Here is a 24,054-nt window from a genome sequence, read left to right as displayed (position 1 = left end):
TTATGAAATCACGCGTTAAAAACATTTTGAAAACGGAGCCCGCAGATCAGGCATTTACCGTTTGCGGCTGGGTGCGTACGAAAAGAGATACAGGAAGTTTTTCCTTTGTTGAGGTCAACGATGGGTCTTGCCTGAGTAATCTTCAGATCATTGCAGACCAATCACTTCCCAACTATGCAGCAGATATTAAAAATATCAGTACTGGGTCAAGCGTCGTCGTTCACGGTATTCTCAAGGCTTCACCAGCCAAAGGTCAGGCCGTTGAACTCCATGCGGAAAGTCTTGATGTTGTAGGAGAGGCTGACGCTGAGGTCTATCCTTTACAGAAAAAGCGGCATACTTTTGAGTTTTTACGTGAGATTAGTCACCTGAGACCTCGCACCAATGCGTTGGGGGCTGTTGCCCGGGTTCGCTCGCGACTCTCCTATGCAGTTCACCAGTTTTTTCAGGAGCGACGCTTTGTTCAGGTACACACTCCGATAATCACAACCAGTGATTGTGAAGGTGCCGGAGAAATGTTTCAGGTTGTAACAGGCCAGGAAAAAGGGACGAATGACCATTTCTTTGGCAGGTCTGCAGGCCTTACGGTCAGTGGACAGTTACAGGCGGAAGTGTATGCCCTGGCCCTTGGAGACGTTTATACCTTTGGGCCCACGTTTCGGGCCGAAAACTCCAACACCTCACGCCACCTGGCAGAATTCTGGATGATTGAGCCTGAAATGGCCTTTTGTGATCTGCAGGGGAACATGAAGATGGCAGAAGAGATGTTGAAATATCTTCTGCAGGACGCTATGGATAATTGTCCCGAGGATATGCAGCTTTTCAATAATTTTATCGAAAAGGGACTGCTGAAAAAATTGCAGACAGTTGTGGATAAAGACTTTGCCCATATCACCTATACTGAGGCCGTTGACCGGTTGTGCAGCTGCGGGAAACAATTTGAATATCCTGTGAGATGGGGAATTGACTTACAGTCAGAGCATGAGAGGTATCTCACTGAGGAGGTCTTTCAGCGTCCGCTGATTGTTACAGACTACCCGGCAAACATAAAACCTTTTTATATGCGTCTGAGCGACGACAGAAAAACGGTAGCAGCAATGGATATTCTGGTGCCCGGCATCGGCGAGATTATTGGAGGCAGCCAGCGGGAGGAACGCCTGGAAGTTCTTCTGTCCCGGATGGTTGAGGCGGGAATTAATCTCGATGATTATAGTTGGTACACGGATTTAAGACGCTACGGCTCTGTTCCACATTCCGGTTATGGTTTAGGCTTTGAACGTCTCGTTCAGTTTGTGACAGGTATGACCAATATTCGTGAAGTTATACCATTTCCAAGAACGCCGGGATCTGCTCCATGTTGAATCGGGCGACAACTTGACAAATGATGCATGTTTGTAATGGGGAGCATTTTTCAGCTTTACCAGGGGTGTGGGGAGCTGGTTATTTCTAAAAGGAATCAGACATGATGGTTTGTGATTGTTTTATGTGGGGGGCGCGTGGGTAAAGGGCCTGGAGTTCAGAAGATGTTTGATGATATAGCCGGACGTTATGATCTGATGAACCGGGTCATGACCCTTGGTCAGGATCAGAAATGGCGAAGGTTTGTCGTTGCCCGGTCGGGTAATCCTGAAAATGGAACGACGCTTGACCTCGCCTCCGGTACCGGAGATATTGCCGATTTAATGGAGCAAACCTACCCGGGAGCCAAGGTATTAGGAGCAGATTTTTCTCTTAATATGCTGGCTGAGGCCAAGCGTCGGTTTACAGGCCGTAATATCAACTGGCTCGCATGTGATGCCAATACGTTGCCCTTTGCATCGGACACCTTTGACGCGGTCACCTTTGGTTATCTTTTAAGAAATGTGGACGACGCCCTGGTAGTCTTGCGTGAAGTACACCGGGTGTTAAAACCCGGAGGTAAGGTTGTCTGCCTCGATACGACACCTCCTGAAAAAAATCTACTGTACCCGTTTGTTCGATTATATTTTCGTTTTGGGATACCTGTTCTTGGCAAAATGATCGCCGATGATGAGGCGGCTTATGCATACCTCACAGGCTCCACGATGGATTTTTACTCTGCAACTGATCTGGCTGAGCTTTTTACCTTGGCCGGTTTTCAAGATGTGCAGTTCAAGAAGTTTATGTTTGGTACCATCGGTGTTCATTGGGGGGCAAAATAATGACTGAAAATAGTATGTTCCAAATCTCGCATCTCCCTGTCTACAGTACTCAGGAAACGCTCTTTACCTTTTTTGTAAACAGTGTTCGAAAATACAGCGAAAACACTGCGTACATTTATAACGTGGGTGATGAAGAGCACCGTGTCAGCTATGCTAAATTGTTTGAAGATGTTCTCTTGCTGGCGAAATCTTTCAGGCGGCGGGGGATAGGTAACGGCGATAAGGTCATGGTTCTCTCCGACAACAGATACGCATGGATTGTCACTGACCTTGCCCTTATGTCCTTTGGGGCGGTCAATGTTCCTAGAGGTTCCGACACCCCAACTCAGGAACTTGAATTTATCATTGAACATTCGCAGAGCAATTTCCTCATTGTGGAAACGGATGCACTTTTAGAGCGGCATGGCGAATTTATCCGTGGTTGCAGGCAGCTCAAGTCTGTCTTTGTCATGACCGGTGGCGCGAGGCACACACTTTTCAATCATCTTTTCTCCTATCTGGATCTCCTTAAAGATCGTTCATACACCCCCAAGGATATCGAACAATTTCTTGAGCTTGGCCAGCAGATAACCGAGGATAATCTCCTGACCATCATTTATACCTCCGGTACGACCGGCATGCCAAAGGGTGTGCAGCTCACCCACGGTAACATCATGCACAATGTCAAGGTGGTACCGGTGGTGATTCAGCTCACTGAACATGATAACTGGCTCTCCATACTTCCCAGCTGGCATATCTTCGAGCGGACGGCGGAGTATGTTGCCCTCGCCCGGGGAACGACTCTGGTGTATTCGTCGATCAAGAATTTTGCAAAGGATCTGGAGAAATACAAACCGACACTTGTCGCAACTGTCCCGAGAGTCTGGGAGTCCCTGTACAGTAAGGTGCAGGGGGCTGTGAAGCAGAAAGGGGCCACGGCACAAAAAATATTTGATGCCCTGGTCTGGGCATCTGCCGCCTATCGACGCAATAAAAGAAAAGCACTAGGACGGCTTCCGGTATTTGAACGAAAGCAGTTTCTGGTGAATTATTTTGGAAAAAGTATCGCATCTCTGAAAATGGTTATCCTGTATCCAATTTATAAGTTGGCAGATAAAAAATTGGCCATGGTACGGAATCGTTTTGGCGGGAGACTGCGTCTTGCAATCAGTGGTGGTGGAACCCTGGCAACCTATCTTGAGGAATGGATAGATGCGGTTGGAATCCGTATTGTCAACGCCTACGGAATGACAGAATGTTCGCCGGCAATAGCCGGAAGGGGGGTGACCTGCCGAACCTATGGTACCGTAGGGCCACCTGTACCCATGACCGAGCTACGGGTGGTGAGCGAAGAGGGGACGACTCTTCCTCCTGGGAGCGAAGGGGCAATTGAGGTTCGTGGAGCGCAGGTTACCAAGGGTTACTATAATGACGAACTGGAAAACCAGAAATCTTTCACAGCGGATGGATTTTTCAAGACTGGTGATCTGGGCAAGATGACACTCAATGGTGAACTTGTTATAACCGGGCGGGCAAAAGAGATAATTGTTCTTTCCAGTGGAGAAAACATCGATCCGACGAAGATCGAGAATGTACTGACCATGTTCCCCTTTATTCAGGATGCTATTCTGGTGGGCCAGGACAAGAAAGGTCTTGGGGCCCTTCTGGTGCCAAACATTGAAGAGTTGAAAGAGTATGTTGCCACGAAGATGAGCGATTTTAAAGAAAAGGGTGAGCTTATCACCGATGGCAGGGTCCTGGATTTTATTCGTAATGATATGAACCGTATTCTCAAACCAAAGCAAGGTTTTAAGCCCTATGAAAAGCTGCATGGGATCATGTTTCTCGATAAAGAGTTTAAACTCGGGGACGAATTAACCAACACCTTAAAAAAGAAGCGTCACGTCATTGAGAAAAAATATAAACAGCTGATAAACGACCTACTTCATTAAGAGCACCTTAACGGTTTCGTGTATTTATGTAGCTTTTGATGTGGAGCCGTTGTCTTAGTGTACCTAAAAACAGAGAGCATTATATTCTATTGCTCTGATTGCAGGTGGTTTTTGTCTTCAGGCTGACCACCTACAAAAAATCTTCGCTATCGTTTAAAAATTGTTTTCAAGAACCAATCATCAAGCCGCCAGTTTTAGCGGTGCACGCCATGTCTTTCTACGTTTGTTTTGTAATACCGAAACTTTGGCGGATCTCCTGTCCCTTAAGCCTCTGAGAATCGAGTTTACAGATGCAATGTCTGTACTCTAATCGCCTCTTTCCCTAACGTATTATTTCTTTTAAATAACTGTTGCAGGTAGCTGATACCTCAGTCATTATAATAGCCCCCCTGGTTGTTCTAAAAAATACAATAAATATAAATGGATATCTGTATTATTTTCGGTTTTTCAATATGTCGATGAAGCTAAGAGAGCAAAAGATACCTGTCATAGATAAGGCAAGTGTCAATCCTCTTTACATGCTGTTAAGGATTTGGACTAAACGATCATTTGAAATAAAACAGTATCTGCTATCTCTATCTTCCCTTCCTTCTATCTTTAACTCTTAATATCCTGATTTTACATATAAAAAAATAATATTATGGAGTGGTCTCCTCGTGGCACGGCGGTTGCGTATCCATTCATGAGAGTATAACGGTGTAATTATTTATTCAGGTGTAAGCGGGGTCTTTAATCATGATGAAAAGATGGTATCACAGCGCAAACTCCTCTCCCCTGTCTTTGTTGGTTTACACACAGATTTACGTTCGGAATCAAGCACGTTGCTACTCACTTCATTTTGCAAACTTTGCTCACTGACAGAGGCAGCCATGGAAAGAAAACGGAATTATTACACAACAATCACCAAAAGGCTGCTCGTGGCCTTCTTTTGTCTGAGTGTTGTACCAATTGCCTGTTTTGCCTGGATAATGAAGGGGTCTGTGGAAGAAACCAATATTATCAAATTAAATGAGCTTGCCACCAGTACCATTGAACATCGGGCAGAGGTAATTACGCAGTTTTTAAAAGACAAAATCAATACGCTGAGCATGCTGGTTACACTGTACTCTGAAGACTATTTTTTTAATAAGGAAAATGTCGAAAAGGTCTTTCTAGCCATGAATAGTAAGGGGGATATTGTAGACCTGCAGGTCATAGATGTTACGGGCTTTCAGCATGCGTATGTTGGCCCTTACCGGGCAAAAATAGAAGGGAAGAAATATGATGATGCACCCTGGTTCAGAGAGACTTTGATCAGTGGAGTGCATGTCAGTGATGTTTTCATGGGGTTTCGCAACACTCCTCATTTTGTGGTAGCGGTTACTGATCCGCTGAAGAATTATGTACTCAGGGCAACCATTAATTCAAGTATTTTCAATTCATTGCTTCATTCAGCCCAGCTTGGTCCTCATGGGGATGCCTTTATTGTCAACCGCGTGGGAGAACTGCAAACTCCGAGTTTACTCGGTAAAACAGATCTTTCAGAAACTGACAAAACACTGCTTGCCTTTGAAAATAACTCATCATCAATCATCACATCAACCGATATTTCCGCGACGCGCTCAATAGACAATGGGCACTGGCAGTTGGTGGTTACAGCCAACATAGCCGATTCCCTTCACTACTATCTGCGCCTTCGGGACAAGATAATTTCCATTGTCATTGCCATTTCACTCATCTCGATGATCGCAGCAACCTTTGTCAGCCTTGTTCTGTCAAAAAATATTGAGAGGGCTGACAAGGAATATGCAACATTAGGCCTGCAGTTTGTTCAGGTGGAAAAAATGGCAACAGTGGGCCGATTAGCTGCGGGTATTGCCCATGAAATTAATAACCCCCTGCAAATGATCACCAACCAGGCGGGGTGGATAAGTGAGCTTCTGCCAGATGAGGATCCGACTCTGGTAAAAAATCTGGGTGAATACCAGAAGGCTGTGCAACAGATCAAACACCACGTTCAACGGGCAGGCACTATTACCCACAGGCTGCTTGGCTTTTCGAGAAAAATGTCCAGCCAACAGGAAAAGGTGCAGGTTAACGAACTCCTCTTGGAAACGGTCTCCTTTGTAGAACGTCAGGCCGGATACGACAATATCACCATAGTTAAAAATCTGGACAACAACCTGCCCGGAACTATGACCGACGGCCCACAGTTGCAGCAGGTATTTCTCAACCTCATCAATAACGCAATTGATGCGGTCGGTCATGGTGGGAAGATCGAGCTGAGTTCAAAAACGAGCCGTGATGGCAAGCTGGTGTTGGAGTTTGCCGATAGCGGTCCGGGGATAAAACCAGAGAATATAAAACAGATCTTTGATCCCTTCTTCACAACCAAAGATCCAGGTAAGGGAACAGGCCTGGGGCTCTATATAAGCTACGACATCATCCAGAAACTTGGAGGATCGATAACGGTTGCAAACAGAAAGGGTGGAGGGGCCATTTTTACCATTGTTTTGCCGGTCATCAGCTTTGGTGAATCGAAATGACGGAAACAGTGACCTCCTGCCAAATATTATAACGTTGAAGGAGAATAAACCATGAATGAGTTCTGTGTACTGGTTGTTGACGATGAAGATGAATTCAGAGAGATGACCTCGAAAATTCTGACGAAGCGTGGCCTGATCGTGATGAGTGCAGAAAGTGGCGAGAAGGCTTTAGAGATTCTGGAGCATAAGCGTATAGACGTGGTGCTGCTGGATGTAAAAATGCCGGGAATGGATGGTATCGAAACCCTGCGTCAGATTCGCAGTCTGAAGCCGCTGGTCGAGGTGCTGCTGCTTACGGGGCATGCTTCAGTGGAGTCAGGTATTGAAGGAATGAAACTTGGAGCCTTTGATTATCTGATGAAGCCCATTGAAACAGATCCGCTTCTTGAAAAGCTTGAAGAGGCCTATGAAAAGAAACGTTTGCACCAGGAGAAGATTGACCAGGCCCTTTTGAAAAAACATATGTCCATGCCTCTTTGATGCGATGCAAAGGGGCATGACGGAATATTAACAGTTTGCAAAGATAAATTTTGGAAAAAGGAAAATTCTATGAGCTACGGTAGAGATTTTTACCAGATGATGGTCAGAGGGTCCGAGGCTTATGCGCGCTGGGATCTGGAAGCGTCAACCAATATTTTACGCAGCCGAAAACGAATGACTGTGCTCTTTCTGCTGCTCCTACCAATCATTCTTGGCGGAATTGCCCTCGCTTCAGGAGACGGAACCTTGCCGAATTTTCTTGGCGGCAAGACTGCGTATATGCCTTCGCATTACACTAACCTTATTTTCTTCGCCTCAATTTTTGTAGGGGTTTGTGCAGGGTTGATTACCGGCTGTATCGGTGCGGGTGGTGGATTTATTATTGCTCCGGCATTGATGAGTGCCGGCGTCAAAGGTATCCTGGCGGTGGGAACCGATCTTTTTCACATTTTTGCCAAGGCGATCATGGGCAGTGTCCTCCATAGAAAACTCGGCAACATCTCTGTTTCCCTTGCAGGAACCTTTTTGGTTGGTTCTATTGCCGGCGCGACCCTAGGTGGTATGCTGAACAGGTATCTCTATGATTTGAACCCTGTACTGAGTGATCTGTTCATTACTACGGTCTATGTTTTCATCCTTGGTTTTCTCTCCTTTTATGCCTTGATGGATTATTTTAAAGCGAGAAAAGGTGAGGCCGGGACAGAGAAGAGTTCCGGGCGTGCGGAAGCGGTTCCACCAATGGGTAAGCGTCTGCAATCCATTCACATTCCACCAATGCTGACCTTTGATGAGGGTGTTACTCCTGGTGGCCGTAAAATTTCGGCGATATTTCTCGTGATCAGTGGTCTGCTCGTTGGCCTTGCAGCCTCCATCATGGGTGTTGGTGGTGGTTTTCTCACCTTCCCAATCTTTGTCTATGGTCTTGGTGTCTCCTCCATGACCACTGTCGGTACCGATATTTTCCAGATAGTTTTTACCGCTGGCTATAGTTCACTGAGTCAGTATGCCTTCTATGGTTTTGTTTTCTATACCCTGGCAATGGGCATGTTGCTTGGTTCTTTGATCGGTGTTCAGGTGGGATCTCTCATAACTAAAGTGGTCCCAGGTATTATGATCCGTGGTTTTTTTGCCCTGGCGGTTACTGCCGGTTTTATTAACCGTTTTTTCGCAATGCCTGCAAAATTACAAGGCCTTGGTTACATTCAGATCACCAAAAGTATGGGCGCAATGATTAATACCGTAGGCAATGTGCTGTTTTTCCTGACCATTGGTGCATTCGCGGTTTGGGTATTCTATGTATTTTTTACACATCTCAATGAATTACGATCCGAACATCCTGCCCCAAACTATGAAAAATCGGATTTCAATGATTCCAACCTGAAAGAAGTAAGATCGGAGGGCAACTGATATGAGCATGCAGAAAAAGTTGAAAATGAGAGGTATTATAATGTTATTGGCCTTTTTTGCCTTACTGTTGGCAATATTCAGCCCCATTTTTCCCGGTAAGGTAAATGGGCTCGATTACATGGATAATATGTTCAATATGATTTCCAAGGGTTCGTCGTACTTTATCCCTGAGTCGATCAAAGCCACTGAACAATATGCAGGTAAGATGATAGATGTTAACATTAAAATGGAAAATGACCAGCAGGCTACGGATACGGCAAAGCTATTTCAGGCAAGCGGTGCAGAGGTAACTGTTTCCGGCAATGAATTGGCGGTTAAAGGTGATATGGCAGGAATCATGAAAGCCAGTCTTGAAGATGCTGATCAAATGTTTCACAACAATGGCTCAGTACTTGCTGACAAGTACGGTTACGGCGAAAAACAGGTGCTGTTCAACTGGTGGACGGCATTTAAATCAATGGGCAAGGATTTGACGAAACAGGAGAGTTTTAAACAGGCAAAGACCATTACTTCAATCCAGTCAAAAGCGTTGGAACCTGCATATAACTACTACGGTGTCCAGGCTGGCAGTTACAAGGACAGCTTTTTGTTGATTTTCGCGGCATTGGGCTTTTATGTTTGCTATACACTTTGGTATGGCTTTGGAATCATGTACCTTTTTGAAGGATTAGGTTTGAAGATCGGCCATTGATCGTGGCGAAAATCGGCCAACCTTAGCGGCGTGTGGCGGGAGTAATCCCGTCATACGCTTTTATGGGTAGACAAGGATTGTAAACTATGCAGAGGATCTTCACCCTTTTAAAACAGCGTTTGTTCGGCCAGTCCAGGCCGAGTATGAGTTCTGAAGAGCTTCGTACAGATTTTACCAGACGATATGCTCATTTCAGAAATCTACTGACGGCCAACAACAATGCTTTGCAAGCCATGGCAGAACTGGAAAAGGTCTACTATGGTGGTGGGAGTTACCGGATGGCTTTTGTCCGGTCGAAGATTTCCACCATTCTCATCAACGTCTATAAAATGATCAGCGACATCCTTGCAATGTCCGATGGAAAGTATGCCGATCTCGAAACAACATTTGAAAAAATCAGCAATGAATTGGATAAGATCGTTGCCAGGAAACACGATTTTGTTCAGGGACCTTTAATCCTGACTTTGGATAAGGTCAGAAGGTCTGACAGAGATCAGGCTGGGGAGAAAATGGCCAACCTTGGAGAGATTAATGCCCTTCAAGGTATTGTCGTGCCTCTAGGTTTTGTAATCACCGCCTCAGCGACCAGACATTTTTTGACGACAGAGCATATTGCCGAAATCAACCGGCTCCTGCAGGTCTTTGACTCGGAGGATCTCGATGATCTCTACAAGACCTGTGAAGAAATGCAAAAGATCGTCATGGATGCCCCTCTGCCTCCTGATCTTGAAGAATTGCTTCACGCTCATTTCAATCGTCTTGAAACAGAGAGTCATTCTGCCTCCAGGGTGGCCATGCGCTCAAGCGCCTTGGGAGAAGACACTGCAGGGGTTTCTTTTGCCGGCCTGTACAGCACGTTTCTTAACGTTGAAAAACATGAGATTGGTGATCTGTACAAGAAGGTTATTGCCAGTAAGTATGGACCAAGGGCGATTGCCTATCGTCGAATGAGAGGGTATCGCCATGAAGATATAGAAATGTGTGTTGGCTGCCTGGTCATGGTTGATGCACTGGTCAGTGGCGTCATCTATTCCAGGGACCCTGGTGAGCAAGAGAGTGAGGTGATGCGTATCAATGCGACAGCAGGCATCGCCAGGGGAGTGGTCGACGGGACGACTGTCACTGATCTATTCCTGGTTGGCCGTGAAAAACCCTTTCCGGTTGTGTTCAGTGAAATCCGCCAAAGTCAAGACAGTGGCAAGGAGCAGTTGTCGGGGAGCGCATCATTGACGTATAGCCAGATCAGAAAGCTTGCCGAGACAGCACTTCAGCTTGAAATCCATTTTGGTCAACCTCAGGATGTTGAATGGTCCTATGATCACCAGGGGGTTCTCTATATTCTCCAGAGTAGACCAATTGCAGCAACACCTGCCGGTACAAAAGAAAAGTCCCGGAGTATGCAAAAAGTGGCTGTACCGGGTGAATCCGTGGAAAAGCCCTTGCTTTTCGGCGGGATATCCGCCAGTGGTGGAATCGCCTCCGGAGAGGTTTTTCTGGTTGATTCAGACAAAGATATGCGCGAGTTTCCAAGAGGTGCGGTTTTGGTGCTTCGGCATCCACTACCGGAATGGGCACCACTTTTGGGCAGAGCCACGGCGGTGATTGCTGAAAATGGTACAGAAGCCGGGCATCTGGCAACTGTAGCCAGAGAGTTCGGAATCCCAGCGTTGTTTAGCCTGCCAGGCGCGATGTCTGTGCTTACCAGCGGTCAAACAATAACGGTAAACAGTTCAGGTCGAGCGATTTATCAGGGGCGAAGGGAAGAGCTGCTTCGTCAAAATGTTGCCAAAAGGGATATTATGGCGGGAAGTCCGGTGCAGAGGATTGTCACCGAGGCCTTGCAGTATATAACGCCCCTTAATCTCAACGATCCGACATCGTCCCATTTCAGGTCAAACTGGTGTGAAACTCTGCATGACATTACCCGGTTCTGTCATGAAAAATCTGTTTCAGAGATGTTCAATTATGGCAAGGAACATCGTTTCGATAAGGGAACAGCCAAAAGACTGGTCGGTGAAGTCCCTCTGGAGTGGTGGGTTATCGATCTGGCTGATGGCTTTCGGCAGGGGCTGGACAGTGGTAGTAAAATGGTTCGTATCGAAGATATTGTCTCTCTTCCCATGCAGGCGATCTGGAGAGGTATCTCCGCGTTTCCCTGGGAAGGACCACCGCCGATCAGTGCCAGAGGTTTCGGTGAGATTATTTTTCAATCAACCATGCGGCCTGACCTAGATCCTTCGGTCGCCTCAAACATGGCGACTAAAAATTATTTTCTGATTTCTAAAAACTTTTGTAATCTCAGTGTTCGACTTGGCTATCATTACGCAATGATTGAGGCCTACCTCAGTGATCTTTTGACCGAGAGTTATGTGACGTTCAGGTTTAAAGGTGGTGCTGCCGATATGAGGCGCAAAGCTGTGCGGGCCAGACTTCTTGCCGACATCCTAAAACGTTATGACTTTCGTGTTGAATTACGTTCAGATGCACTTCTCGCCCGGGTCAAAAAACAGCCAGTAGAGTACCTTGAACAGCGTTTAGAAATTCTGGGTTATCTCATAACCCATTCACGACAATTGGACATGGTCATGACTCAACCACATGCGGTTGAACAATACAGAGAAAAATTTTTAAAAGATATTGAAGAGATGCTTTCTCTAAAAGAATCAACCATCGGGGAATCTGTTCATGAATGAAAAAAGAAAAATAATGATGGTGGACGACGAGGCAGATTTTCTCGAACTTATGGCTAAATTTTTCAAGCGACGAAACATCGACTTCGAAACGGCAGGTGGCTGCATGGAGGCCCTGGATCGGTTGGGACAGGGGAAATTTGATGTGGTGATTATGGATGTCTGCATGCCGGGCCTTGATGGTCTTGAGTGCATGGCTGAAATGAAAAAGGTCCAGCCGGAACTGGAGGTTATCGTTCTTACCGGTCATGCCTCGCTCAATGTTGGTATCAGCGGCATGAAAAAGGGTGCCTTTGACTATTGCATGAAACCTGTGTCTTTTGACGAACTACTGGAAAAAATCGTTCTGGCTAAAGAAAAATTTTCTAAAAAAAGTGACTGGTAGACTCTTTCATCATTTAAAGACTTTTGATGAAAAATGAATCAGTAGGTGCGTCAAGAGAAGGGTTACAAGACCGGCAATAATAGACGGTGCTTTGTCTGCAGGTGTATCTGTTCGGACCGTTCTCTTGCAGAGGAAGACCGGAAAGGCTCAGCCCAAGCTCTCCTGTAGGATCAACAATCACGATGTCTTTTGTTTTTTGGGTTAAGGTGAGATCATCAATTATTGCACCAAGAGTACCACCTTTTTTATTGTTTACCGTATCAAAGCGGACGAAGGCGGGTTGAAATGTTTTTCTAACAACATTTTTCACCGCTTCTTTTTCGATGGAATCATTGCCAACAATAGCAGCTGAAGCTGAGTGTCTGTCACTGACTTTGATAGCATCTCCTACCTTGATTTCTCCTCCTTGAATAACCACCGCGAAGATACCTTCCCTTGGCATGACACAGTCTCCGGCCTGATGATAAATGGCGCAGGGTTTGTGGCAGATTTTTCCAAGCTGGGAGATGATAAGTTCAGTCTCTCCAATAGTGACATGGGTACCCACCTCAAGCCCTGTGAGATGAAGTCCTGTTGTTGTGATGTTTTCTGCAAAATTTCCAGCAACGACGCTCAAACCCTTCTGACGCATGGATTCTATGCTTTCTTCAGCCAGAAAACTTACCTGACGATGCCAGTCACCGCCGTGGGCATCATGTTGTAGGCCAAACCCTGCAATAAGCGTAGTCGCCTCAATGTTTTTTTTTCGCATTCCTTTGCGATCGCTGATTGAAATTGCTGTAATTGTCTTCAAATCCCACTCCTCTGTGCTCAAAAAATATCATCATATACCACAATGTATCACTGGAGAATATCCTAAAATATTTATTTGTCAAACGCCGAATTGTGCAAGGCGAAAAAAACATTTCTGGTGGAATAATTTTTCACAGAATTACGTGTCAATTCCTAGCATTATATTGACTTCAACATTAGTGTATGAGAATATTAAGGTGTAGATAAGGGTTGTTTCATTTAACCAGTGAAGGGGGAGCTATGAGTATAATTCATGAGATTCATAACGTTGTAACTCCGGTTGATTTTTCTGACAATTCAAAGTTGATTGCTGAATCCGCAGCCTATCTGGCCGGAAAATTTGGGGCTTCCATGCATCTTATTTTTGTGGTGCAGAATTTTGAGGACTACTCAGGCTTTTTTGTACCGCAAATGACTTTACCGAGTCTGGAAGGTGAGTTGGCAGAAAGTGCAGAAACCAAGATGGCCTCTTTTAGCGCTGAGATGAAAGAATTTTGTGAATCTGCTGGCGTCAAAGAACTTAAATACAAGGTGTTGATGGGGGATGTGGGGGAAAAAATAGTTGAGTACGCCAACGACGTTGAGGCAGATCTCATTGTTATGGGAACCCATGGTTATAAAGGGCTGGAAAAAATAATGTTCGGCAGTGTTGCCGATAAGGTCGTCCGGGCCGCGAGCTGCCCTGTCACTACCATTAATCCTTACACATGTTGTGAGTAGTTTGTGGCCACCCCGTCTTTTTAAACGGGGTGGCATTTCCTTTAGAGAAGGACTCTTCTTTTAACAGATTGTTGTTGGTGCGTTTCTTATGAAACCACCAGAAGAATCCCATTTTTAACCGGCTCATTGGGTGTTGTTCCACTCAGCAACGATCGGATACTGCACCGGTCAAAGATTGATATTGTGAGGGAAAGTCTGCCCCAGTGTTTTTTGGGGAAACTGTTTTCCAGCGCCTCATTTAATGCAGAGACAACATCTTCCCATTCATGAGCGCCCGTCGTGCTGTATTCTTTTAATGTACCAAGGACATTGTTGAACTGAGAGAGGAACTGCTGATTGTCCGCCTGAAACTGATGGACGGCCTGCACGGCTTCTTTTTCGTTCCAGCCAATGAGTCCTGGCAACTCCAGACCTTCAAGATGCCTGGGGGTACTGCCAGGTTTTGCGATGTTATTATATGATTCAGCAACGATATCATGGACGTCCGGACTTGTGGTGAGAAAGATGTCGGCGTCGGTGAGGTTGCTCTCGGCGAACAGCTGTGTCCAGCTGGTCAACCGTTTTGCCATATTTCCACCATGGACAGCACTGAATTTACTTGTGAGCTCGGTAAGCTCACTAAAGGGACTGCTTTCATGGCTGTTTTCCTCAGGGTCGTCCATCTCTCCATGGAGCGCCTCAAACAGGTCTGCAGTATCGTCCTCCAGTGCAGCGAGATTCCTGGCGATTTCTTCTTCTTCTGCGTCGAGGATCTCTCCTATGGCAAGAACAAGACGGGCCTGCCAGAGTTTTGCTTCACGGCGCTTTTCTGTTTCCTCGACATTTTTGTTCTTTGGGGTAATGACCCCGTTGATGATGGCGCGTTCTGATTCCTCTCCTGAGTCTTTGGCTGAAGACATGGCGGTGAGGGTGAGCGCGCTGAGCTGGGCTGCGTAATCATCTTTTCGATTCCTGATATCTGCTACAAGATGAAGAAAGCGTTTGCGGTTTTCTCCAAGAGGGCAGGGAGTATCTACTTGACATAAACCGGAATTAATGAAACTATCTGTGGAGTTTTCTGTAGGGGGTATCTCGCCTGCTTCAACCGGGGAGATCATGTGTATCTTGTCAAATAAAAGAAAAATTGGGTACTGGCGAATCGAATGAATTACGGTTGCTGGAAAAATAAGGGTTTTAAGTGAGTTCATATGTCAGGTCTTCGAAGTAAAATTACTTTTACAGCTTCTGCTGTACTCTACATTTTGTTTAATCTGCGTATAGGAGCAGATCTGACCACTACCTTACAGGCCACTGGCTGGCAGCTTTTGCAGACAGTCCCATATGTTACTGGTATTACCTACGTTATTATCGCCCTACTGCAATATATGTCCGATGGCGAAAAGCTTCCCTGGGACCGTCGCCTTCGGCTGTTTTTTGCATTCGGCATTATAGCCGGCCTTCTTTTTGGCATCTATGAGTATGCAGGTGTCGATGTCAGTGGCGGTAAATAATACCTGTACTCCCTTCGTCTGTAAATGTAAGAAATGGTTGTATGATACTATTCTTTTCATGGTTACGTAATGTTTTACCTCCATGTATCAAACCGTACGGAAAATTTACTGCACCAGCTGGCTGAGGTTATACGTATCGACAAACAGCCCGATCTTTTCAGTGGTGAGTTGTTTCTTATTCAGAGTCAGGGGATGGAACGAATGGTCTGCCAGACCCTCGCCGATGAATTTGCAAGTTTGTGTAATTTTGCCTTCTCTCTTCCCTTAGATTTCCTCAGCTCGATTGCGGACCGCCTCAATATGGGGATTAGCCCTGATGGCTTTCAGCGGCAGACCCTCACCTTTCGTATTGAACAACTGCTTACTGAAATTGATGATGAGGTATATAAACCGCTGCAATATTACCTGCAGGGCGAAAAGAGTAATCTGAAAAGATTTCAACTTTCAAGAAGACTGGCCAATGTCTTTGATCAATACCAGTTGATGCGCTCCGACATGCTTTTGTCCTGGGAAAAAGGCGTGTTGACCACAAACCATGCATCCGAACCCTGGCAGATGATGCTCTGGAGGCGCCTTACAGCCCAGCCCGGTGGTAATGTTCACCGGGGAATGCTCTTCCAATCTCTTATCGAGGAACTACAAACACAAACGGACCTTTCCAGATTGTTACCCAAGCGTATTGCCGTGATTGGCCTGCACACCATGCCACCGCTTTTCCTTCAATTTCTCGGGAGCCTGGCCATCCATATGGATGTTCACTTTTTTCTTCTCTCTCCCTGTCGTCATTACTGGGGAGATGTACAGACGAAAAAGCAGCTCTTTAAGAAAAAGATGCATCTGGTTGGCGAGGGTGCAGAGGACATTGAGGATGAAGATCATCCTCTTCTTGCAAGCCTTGGCCGTCAGGGAAAGGATCTTCAGATTATGATGCTTGAAGGTGCCGACTTTGCCCTTGAATTTGCAAGTTATCAGTCTCCGGTAGGAGATGGAGATTATCAGAAGGCATGTCTTTTACACAGGGTTCAGGCGGATATCCTTGAGGGATGTCTGCCGGAAAATTCGCCGGAGTTCTCTTGGGACGATCATTCGATCCAGATTGTTTCCTGTCATTCCAGGCGAAGAGAGTTAATGGTATTACGTGACCAGCTTCTCCATCTTCTTCACACAAAACCTGATCTTGAACTCCGGGATATCGTTGTTATGGCCCCTGATATTCAGGAATATGCGCCGATTATTCCCGCTCTTTTCTCAGATATCCAGCATTCGGTAGCTGATCGCAGTGTGAGGCGCAGAAATTCAGTTTTTGCAGGTTTTCTTGCCTTTCTTGAACTTTTCTCCGGGCGCTTTGGCTGGAGTGAGGTGCTGGATATTCTCCGCCTGCCTGCAATTTTGCCCCAGTTTGATCTTACCTCGACAGATTTTGAAACCATCGAATACTGGGTGAGGGAGGCTGGCATCCGCTGGGGCTTGTCTGCCAGTCAACGGCAGGATGCAGGCGTTCAGCCGTTTAGTGAAAACAGCTGGCGGGCCGGGCTCGATAGAATGCTTATGGGCTATGCGACGGCCTCCGAGGATTTTGTTGGTGGGATTCTTCCTTTCACTGAACTGGAGGGCAGGGGGGCAAGTGCTCTCGGCGGCCTGTGCCGGTTCATTGATGTTGTGGAAGAAGCAAGAATTGCCCTGAGTGAACATCGTAGTCTTGCGGGCTGGTCAGAGGTACTGCTTTCCTATGTGAGTCAATTGTTTGGTGATGACAACGAATCAGAACTCATCGAACTTCGCAGCCTCATTGCAGACCTTGGCAGGACCATGGAGGAGTTCCCTGAAAGTGAGCTCGATTTTGAAGTGATACGGGAATGGTTTATCCAGTCGGCGCAGGAAAAGAGAACCAGCTCGGGCTTTATGCGGGGCCAGCTTACCTTTTGTTCCATGTTGCCCATGCGCTCCATCCCCTTTAGAGTGGTTTGCCTTCTGGGTCTCAACGACGGGATTTACCCTAAACCGGACACCCACGATAATTTTGATCTTATGGGGACCTCAGGCAAGTTTCGCCTAGGAGACCGCTCTGCAAGAGCCGACGATCGTTATCAGTTTCTAGAAGCAATTATAGCCACCAGAGATAATCTCTATTTAAGTTATATAGGTCAGTCTGTCCTTACAAATGAAAAGGTCCCTCCGTCTGTTATTATTACTGAGCTCCTGGAGCTTTTGGAAAACCATTACAAGGTAAAAGGCCTCATCGTTCACCATCCTCTCCATAGTTTCAGTAAAAAATATTTTACAGGCAGCCGGGCCTCCCGACTGAAAAGTTACGACGCTTATGCATGTCAGGTCGCGGATAAACTCAGTCAGGAACGACCCGCAGGTCAGGCCTGGTGGCAGGGAAGCCTTGAGCCTCCGGAAAAAGAGGTGAGCGTACATGCACTGTTGAGCTTTTTTAACAATCCCCAGAAATATTTTGTCCGCCAATGTCTCGGTGTCTTTCTCTCTGGAGTTGAAGAATTTCCGGAAGACCGGGAAACGTTTTATCTGGAAGGTCTTGCTAGATACCACGCAGAACAGGCACTTATTGAAGCGGAACTTGCTGCACCTGAAAAAAGAGATGAGGCGGGTCAGGAGTTTTTGCGTAAAGCGCAGATTGCCGGACGCTGGCCTTTGGGCACGGTGGGAAAACTCAGCTACCTTCTAAAGAAAAAAGAGATTGGCGAATTTATTGAAACGGTCAACGCAGCTGCACTGGGTCAGAAGTGTTCTGACCACCCGGTGGATCTGATGGTTGGCGACTACCACCTGCATGGGTCTCTCGGCAATGTTTATGAACAGGGAATACTTATTATCCGGTACGGGAAACTCCGTGGCCGTGATCTTGTCTCGGGCTGGTTGCATCATCTGCTGCTCAATGCAATAAGCTCTGGGAGTAAACGGACCTCCATTGTCACAAAGGATATTTCTCTTTCCTTTGCCGGCATCCAGGGTGGACCTGAGCTTGACTATCTGCTGGATCTGTTTCATGCAGGACACTGTCAGCCCTCTCAACTCTATGTTGAGCCTGCCTTTGTCTACGCAGAGCAGCTGAGGAAAAACACCACTGTTCCCCCCCTGGATAAGGCACGGGGCGTCATGCAGGAGGCTATTGATAGGGGTTACGAGCCGGAGATGGAACTTTTGCTGAAAGGGCGAAGTCAAGAGAGCTGGCTGGGCCCAGAGTTTGAAGAATTGTCCCAAGCGATAATGGCAGCTCTTCTGGAGAATGCAGATGACTGAGCCGATTGTTGTGTTTGATTCAGCCAGGGCCGTTTTTTCCAAAGGCATAAGTCTTGTAGAGGCAAGTGCCGGGACTGGCAAGACTTATGCTATTGGCATGCTGGTTCTTCGGGGGATTGTAGAGCTCGGTGTTACGATAGAAAAGATCCTTATTGTAACGTTTACCAAAGCGGCTACGGAGGAGTTGAAAAGTAGAATCCGGAATCGGCTGGCGGAGGCGAGAGCGCTGTTGGTACAGAGATTGGATGTAAGCCCTGACAGGGTGGAAGAACAGACCGACGCGACGCTTGTTGATTGGCTCGATTCTTTGACCGATTACAGCCAGGCTATCCAGCGGCTGCAGATTGCCCTGTACGATATCGATAACGCCAACGTTTTTACCATCCATGGGTTTTGCCAGAGGATGCTGGTAGATCAGGCCCTTGAGAGTGGTCAGCTGTTTAACGTTGAGCTGGTGACAAGCGTTGAGCACGTTATCTCAGAAGTGGTCGACGATTTCTGGCGAAACGAAGTTTATGGCCTTGATGCACTCCCTTGCGCCCTTTTAACAGCGACCTTTGAAACCCCTGAAAAACTCTACGCGAGTGTCTCTGAGTTTTACAAAAAGGTGGGAGAGGTTCAACCGGTTGAGATATCCGTTGAAACAGCCACTATGGCTGTACTTGAAAAGATGGAGGCCTTGCGGGTCTGGTGGCAAAATCACAGTGCAGGACTGTACCAGTTCCTTGTGGAGGGGATTGCCAGTAATCATTTCAACAAAGGCATCAGTGAAAACTTTTCTGCCTGGTTTGGTGCAGTCTCTTTATTTATTGACGGCTCAAGCCTGGTCTTTCCTGGCGAGCTTGAACTCCTGACGGAGTCAAAGCTTATGAGTGGTCTGAATGGCAATAAATTCAGGGGAGAAGAGAAAAAGAAGGCCTATCTTGCAGACTGGCCAGTTCCCACAGCGGAAGTGGAGGAATTTTGTCGGAGTAAAAACGAGCTGATCCTTGCCTTTCGCCTCAAGCTCGCAGGTCTAAAAGATGAGGTGAGAACGCGACTGTTGCAACAGGGCACCATGGGCTTTGATGGTCTTATCGCCAATCTTGCGGCCGGTCTTGACGGCGAAAAGGGCAAACAGTTGTGCGAGGTTATCGGGGGGCGCTATTCTATTGCCCTGATAGATGAATTTCAGGACACAGACAGCCTGCAATACAAGATTTTTTCAGAAATTTTCGGTGATGGTGGCCACTACCTGTATCTCATCGGGGACCCTAAGCAGGCGATCTATAAATTTCGCGGGGCGGATATACATTCGTATTTCAAGGCCAGAAACAGCGCCCGTAATTTGCTCACTCTTGAAAAAAACTATCGTTCCCACCCCAGGCTGGTAACTGAGGTGAACAGGCTCTTTGCCAGCAGGTCAAAACCTTTTTTATATGATGAAAACAGGCTCGGCTTTCATAGAATAATTCCGGGGTTGACTGCTGATAATTATGATATTGTCTGCAATGAAAAGAGCCTTGCGGGGATGGTATATTGCACCCTGCCAGCACATCCTGAGGATAAAAAAGGCAGGTGGTCTTCGGGTAAGGCCGCAGACGCTTTTCGATCTTATGTGGTTGGGGAAATCTGTCGCCTCACGGGGCCAGAGAGTACTACCATATATCAGAGTGGGGAGGTCCACCGGAGCCTGGAACCAAAGGATATCGCTATTCTGGTGCGTAGTCACAGACAGGGACAACAGTACCTGGAAAGTTTAATTGAGGCGGGAATCCCTGCGGTTGTAAGCAGCCGGACATCTGTCTTTCACACCACCGAAGCAAGAGAGCTTATCGTTCTGCTCAAAGCGGTTGCCTCTCCCACTGAAATCGTGCGCTTAAAAGCTGCCATGACCATTTCCTGGTTTGATATACAGGGAACTGAGTTGGTGAAAATCTGGCAGGATGAAGACCGGTTGGCCGCCTGGCAGGCAAAGATGATCTTTTATCATGGGCTCTGGCTGGAGCAGGGACTGTTTGCCATGATGAACCGTTTTATCGTCAATGAAAACATCCTCATCAACATCGCCGGGAGCAGATATGCAGAACGTTCCATCGTCAACCTGTATCAGCTGGTAGAGCTAATCCAGGAACAGGAAAGTGCAGAGAATTACGGAATTGGTCAGGTTCTGCAATGGTTGCAGCGCATGCATCTTCTTGAAAATGGAGCAGCCGGTGGTGAACTTCTGCTGGAAAGTGATGAGGACGCAGTGCAGATCGTTACCATGCACGGCGCAAAAGGCCTTGAGTACCCCGTCGTGTTTTGTCCTTACCTCTGGTATTCGTCGAGCCGTCTGGAAAAAGAGCAGTTCCAGATTGCGGTCCATGAACATGGCAAGACTGTCATTGATCTCGGCTCTGAGCACTTTTCCGAGCGAAAGGCCCTGGCTGACCAGGAAGAAAAAGCAGAGGATCTTCGCCTGCTTTATGTTGCCTTGACGCGAGCCAAGGTACGCTGTTACACCATGTGGGGGGATGTGAAAAAACATACAGCAGTGGCGGATTCATTTGGATCAGCCCTTGGCTATCTTCTCTTTCCCGAAGGTCCATGTGATCCACAGGAGCAATATCTACGCTTTGAAGAAATTGAGGGCCAAGGAAGCAGCGTGCATCACCAGATAACGGCAGAGGTACCGACTGAAAACTTTACGACAAAGCCCGAAACAGCAGAACTTCATCCATTGCAGGCATCTCGCCGGTCTCTTTTTACCGACTGGCAAATGACCAGTTTTTCAGGCCTTGCAGCGCTCAGTGACTATGAATATGAAAAGGCAACCACTTCTCTGATACAAGTTGAAGCTGTTGTTTCCATTGCGGTCCCAAACCTGCCCGCAGGCGCCCACTTTGGTAATCTGATCCATGATCTGCTTGAGGAGTTTTCTTTTTCATCTCTTTCTGCTCCATCCAGCAATCCTGAACTTCTTTCTCAAATCAGCCGTAAATGTGAGAAGTATGGGGTTGATGCAACTGTTGAAGAGATCGCAAAATTGCTCGAATGCGTGGTCTCATCCTATTTGCCCGGGGGGTTTAGACTCCGTGACCTCCCGATAGATAGGTGTCTTAAAGAGATGCCGTTTTATTTCAGGTTCAACTCCTTTGATACGGCTGGAATTTATGACATTCTCCAAGGTGATCCCACGGTTCTGCCAGTCAGTTCCCGGCAAATGAGAGGATATCTCACCGGTTTTGTCGACCTGGTTGGTCTTTTTGAAGGCAAGTATTATATCATGGACTATAAAACCAATTATCTCGGAGGAGATCTCCTCGCGTATCAACCTGATCAACTTGTCTCCGCCATGCAGGCGCACAACTATGGCCTGCAGTATTGGATATACTCCCTCGTCCTGCATCGGCATCTGCAGAACCTCCTCCCTGACTATAATTACAGACAAGATTTCGGAGGTGTGATGTACCTCTTTATCCGGGGTATGTCTCCTGACGCTCCAGGCAGTGGAATCTATTCTACTCTGCCAGACTATGAGACCCTGCAGCAGTTAAATCGTCTCTTCGGTGAGGAGGTTCGCTGTGATGAGGCCGGATGAAACCAGTTTAGATAAAAGCTTTGCAGGCTTTCTGACCGTGCGTTCGGGGCTTCTGGGAGCTGAAAAAGAGTCTTTTTATGCACTGATCTTACGGCTTTCTATGGCCCTTGGCGAAGGGCACAGCTGTTTGACGATCACGGCACACGAGAAAAAGCTCCTTTCAACTACGGGTCTTGCTCTGGATATCGCGGCCGCTACGTGTCCCCCCGCCGCGCCATTGATTATTGATGGATCGAGTCTCTATCTTGAGAGATATTACCGGTACGAGAGCCGTCTTGCCGCACAGATACAGGCAATGGCCAAAACCCGTTTTGTGGTGGATGCCGACCAAGCCATACTCAAGCTGCTTTTTGCCGGAGAACCTCAAGCCGGTAATGATCAGATGGATGCTGCTCTTGCCGCTCTTGACAAGGCTCTTGTTATTGTCAGCGGCGGCCCGGGGACCGGTAAAACGACCACCGTTATAAAGATGCTGACCCTGCTTCTGGCAAGTGAACACAGGTCGCTTCGTATAGGTTTGGCGGCTCCAACGGGAAAGGCGGCAATGAGATTGAGCGAGTCCATTGGTGCAAGTCTGGAAAGGCTCAAGGTACCGGACGAGCTGAGGCAGAGGATCCCTGATTCTGCAATGACCCTGCATCGTCTATTGGGGGTACAAAAGCATTCTCCACAGTTCAGGCATAATCATGCCAGCCCTCTTGAACAGGACGTGGTGGTGGTTGATGAGGCGTCAATGGTTGACCTGGCCATGATGAGCAAGCTTGTTGATGCTTTAAAACCGGGCAGTCGCCTGATCCTGCTGGGTGACAAGGATCAGCTCGCCTCCGTGGAATCGGGTGCCGTCCTCGGAGACCTGATCCACAGCATGCCGGGCAATAGCATTGAACTGAGAAAGACCTACCGTTTTGATGATAATATTAAGAGGCTGGCTGCAAATATTAATGCCGCAGATCATGAGGCGGTGTGGCAGCAGCTGGCGGAAAACGACAGCGAGCAGGTCTCACTTTGCAAAGAAAGCGATTTGCAAGGATATTTGAGCCTTCGTTATGGCGAGTATCTTCAGTTTGTTCAGGGGATAGACAGCCTTTCTGAAAAGGAAATACGGGAAAGTTTTCTCCGTTTCAATGAATTTCAGGTGCTTTGCGGACTCGCTTTTACCGATCATGGGGTTGCAGCTATTAATCGCCGGCTGGAACAAAGTCTGGCCGCAAGGGGGTATCATTGCCGCCACAACGATTGGTATATCGGTCGTCCGATCCTGATCACCCAAAATGATTATGGACTCGATCTTTACAATGGCGATATTGGTATTTGTCTCTGGGATAAGGAAAAAAACGCCCTTCGAGTCTGGTTTGAACGCCCCGACGGGAGCTTGAAAAATTGTGCCATTACAATGCTGCCTGCCTTTGAGACAGTCTATGCCATGACGATTCATAAGAGCCAGGGCTCAGAATTTGGCGAAGTGGTCGTTGTTCTGCCCAACGAAGATAACAGGGTGTTGAGCCGTGAACTCATCTATACTGCGGTAACCAGAGCCAAAAAAAAGGTGAAGCTTGTAACAGACCGTTCTGTTCTTCGCCTCGCCTTGGCTCGAAAACACCAGCGAAATTCTGGTCTTCGGTCAATGTTGTCGCAGGTGTCGTAGTTTTTCTGTGACCTTCGATTCGTTTCAGGCTTATAACCAAGACCAAGGTTGCAGCAGAACCAGGGGAAATGAACAGCCCGGTTTCTCATGAAAATCAGGTTGGTAGCCGAATGCATGAGCCATGGTTCTATCCCGCATTTCTCATGGGCATTTTGGTTACAACCTCAACGACATGATTTCATTTTATAAGATTGACTATCACAGAAAACAGTGTGTTTTTTGTTTCAAATCAAAAGCTCAGCCTTCGGGTCGGTAGACTTTTCCAAAGGTACAGCGTTACAGGCCACTTGCT

At 47.0% G+C, this 24,054-nt stretch carries 16 protein-coding genes; 14 read left to right on the top strand and 2 right to left on the bottom strand.

The window, feature by feature from the left end; all coding sequences use genetic code 11:
• The first annotated feature begins 2 nt into the window (after nucleotides 1-2).
• The 9 genes from asnS to FCL48_RS15305 all read left to right on the top strand — a co-directional run bounded on the left by asnS (nucleotide 3) and on the right by FCL48_RS15305 (nucleotide 12,289).
• The gene (asnS, locus tag FCL48_RS15345; RefSeq protein WP_136873204.1) at nucleotides 3-1,361 is read left to right on the top strand and encodes an asparagine--tRNA ligase; all 1,359 of its coding nucleotides are present in this window, start codon (nucleotides 3-5) and stop codon (nucleotides 1,359-1,361) included.
• A 162-nt stretch (nucleotides 1,362-1,523) separates the two neighbouring features.
• On the top strand, nucleotides 1,524-2,180 hold the full coding sequence (ubiE, locus tag FCL48_RS15340; RefSeq protein WP_136873202.1) for a bifunctional demethylmenaquinone methyltransferase/2-methoxy-6-polyprenyl-1,4-benzoquinol methylase UbiE: 657 nt from the start codon (nucleotides 1,524-1,526) through the stop codon (nucleotides 2,178-2,180).
• Nucleotides 2,180-4,111, top strand: coding sequence for a long-chain fatty acid--CoA ligase (locus FCL48_RS15335; RefSeq protein ID WP_205747728.1), 1,932 nt, complete (start codon nucleotides 2,180-2,182; stop codon nucleotides 4,109-4,111). Before ubiE ends, FCL48_RS15335 begins: the two co-directional genes overlap by 1 nt.
• Before the next feature lie 869 nt (nucleotides 4,112-4,980).
• A complete protein-coding gene (locus FCL48_RS15330) occupies nucleotides 4,981-6,636 on the top strand; it encodes a PAS domain-containing sensor histidine kinase (RefSeq protein ID WP_169309245.1) in 1,656 nt (551 codons plus the stop codon).
• Between the two features lie 51 nt (nucleotides 6,637-6,687).
• Complete coding sequence (locus tag FCL48_RS15325; protein WP_136873198.1) at nucleotides 6,688-7,116, top strand: response regulator; 429 nt, start codon at nucleotides 6,688-6,690, stop codon at nucleotides 7,114-7,116.
• A gap of 69 nt (nucleotides 7,117-7,185) precedes the next feature.
• Nucleotides 7,186-8,523: a sulfite exporter TauE/SafE family protein gene (locus FCL48_RS15320; RefSeq protein WP_136873196.1), complete on the top strand. Its 1,338-nt coding sequence runs from the start codon at nucleotides 7,186-7,188 to the stop codon at nucleotides 8,521-8,523.
• Between the two features lies 1 nt (nucleotide 8,524).
• Complete coding sequence (locus FCL48_RS15315) at nucleotides 8,525-9,214, top strand: hypothetical protein (RefSeq protein ID WP_136873194.1); 690 nt, start codon at nucleotides 8,525-8,527, stop codon at nucleotides 9,212-9,214.
• 86 nt (nucleotides 9,215-9,300) lie between these two features.
• Nucleotides 9,301-11,907, top strand: a complete 2,607-nt coding sequence (locus FCL48_RS15310; RefSeq protein ID WP_136873192.1) for a PEP/pyruvate-binding domain-containing protein — start codon at nucleotides 9,301-9,303, stop codon at nucleotides 11,905-11,907.
• Entirely contained in the window at nucleotides 11,900-12,289 is a 390-nt protein-coding gene (locus FCL48_RS15305) for a response regulator (RefSeq protein ID WP_136873190.1), read from the top strand. The genes FCL48_RS15310 and FCL48_RS15305 overlap by 8 nt, the downstream gene beginning before the upstream one ends.
• Nucleotides 12,290-12,302: 13 nt before the next feature.
• On the opposite strand, the gene FCL48_RS15300 is transcribed toward FCL48_RS15305, so the two are convergent.
• Nucleotides 12,303-13,082, bottom strand: a complete 780-nt coding sequence (locus FCL48_RS15300) for an MOSC domain-containing protein (RefSeq protein ID WP_136873188.1) — start codon at nucleotides 13,080-13,082, stop codon at nucleotides 12,303-12,305.
• A 239-nt stretch (nucleotides 13,083-13,321) separates the two neighbouring features.
• Here FCL48_RS15300 and FCL48_RS15295 point away from each other — a divergent pair, with 239 nt between their 5' ends.
• Nucleotides 13,322-13,801 carry a universal stress protein gene (locus tag FCL48_RS15295; protein WP_136873186.1) on the top strand — a complete coding sequence of 160 codons (480 nt, stop codon included), beginning with the start codon at nucleotides 13,322-13,324 and terminating at the stop codon, nucleotides 13,799-13,801.
• Between the two features lie 86 nt (nucleotides 13,802-13,887).
• Here the strand turns inward: FCL48_RS15295 and FCL48_RS15290 are convergent, their stop codons facing one another.
• Nucleotides 13,888-14,988 (bottom strand): hypothetical protein, encoded by a 1,101-nt coding sequence (locus tag FCL48_RS15290; RefSeq protein WP_136873184.1) that lies wholly within the window; start codon nucleotides 14,986-14,988, stop codon nucleotides 13,888-13,890.
• Here FCL48_RS15290 and FCL48_RS15285 point away from each other — a divergent pair, their 5' ends adjacent.
• The 4 genes from FCL48_RS15285 to recD all read left to right on the top strand — a co-directional run bounded on the left by FCL48_RS15285 (nucleotide 14,989) and on the right by recD (nucleotide 23,762).
• Nucleotides 14,989-15,291 carry a hypothetical protein gene (locus FCL48_RS15285; RefSeq protein ID WP_136873183.1) on the top strand — a complete coding sequence of 101 codons (303 nt, stop codon included), beginning with the start codon at nucleotides 14,989-14,991 and terminating at the stop codon, nucleotides 15,289-15,291.
• A 69-nt stretch (nucleotides 15,292-15,360) separates the two neighbouring features.
• Nucleotides 15,361-18,555, top strand: coding sequence for an exodeoxyribonuclease V subunit gamma (gene recC, locus FCL48_RS15280; RefSeq protein ID WP_136873181.1), 3,195 nt, complete (start codon nucleotides 15,361-15,363; stop codon nucleotides 18,553-18,555).
• Nucleotides 18,548-22,117: an exodeoxyribonuclease V subunit beta gene (gene recB, locus FCL48_RS15275; protein ID WP_169309244.1), complete on the top strand. Its 3,570-nt coding sequence runs from the start codon at nucleotides 18,548-18,550 to the stop codon at nucleotides 22,115-22,117. Before recC ends, recB begins: the two co-directional genes overlap by 8 nt.
• Nucleotides 22,104-23,762: an exodeoxyribonuclease V subunit alpha gene (gene recD, locus FCL48_RS15270; protein ID WP_136873177.1), complete on the top strand. Its 1,659-nt coding sequence runs from the start codon at nucleotides 22,104-22,106 to the stop codon at nucleotides 23,760-23,762. The genes recB and recD overlap by 14 nt, the downstream gene beginning before the upstream one ends.
• Nucleotides 23,763-24,054: the final 292 nt, after the last annotated feature.

Source organism: Desulforhopalus sp. IMCC35007, from assembly GCF_005116575.1.
Classification (GTDB): Bacteria; Desulfobacterota; Desulfobulbia; order Desulfobulbales; family Desulfocapsaceae; genus Desulforhopalus_A.
Note: the sequence above shows the minus strand (reverse complement) of the source record. Positions and strands in the feature narration are given on the sequence as shown.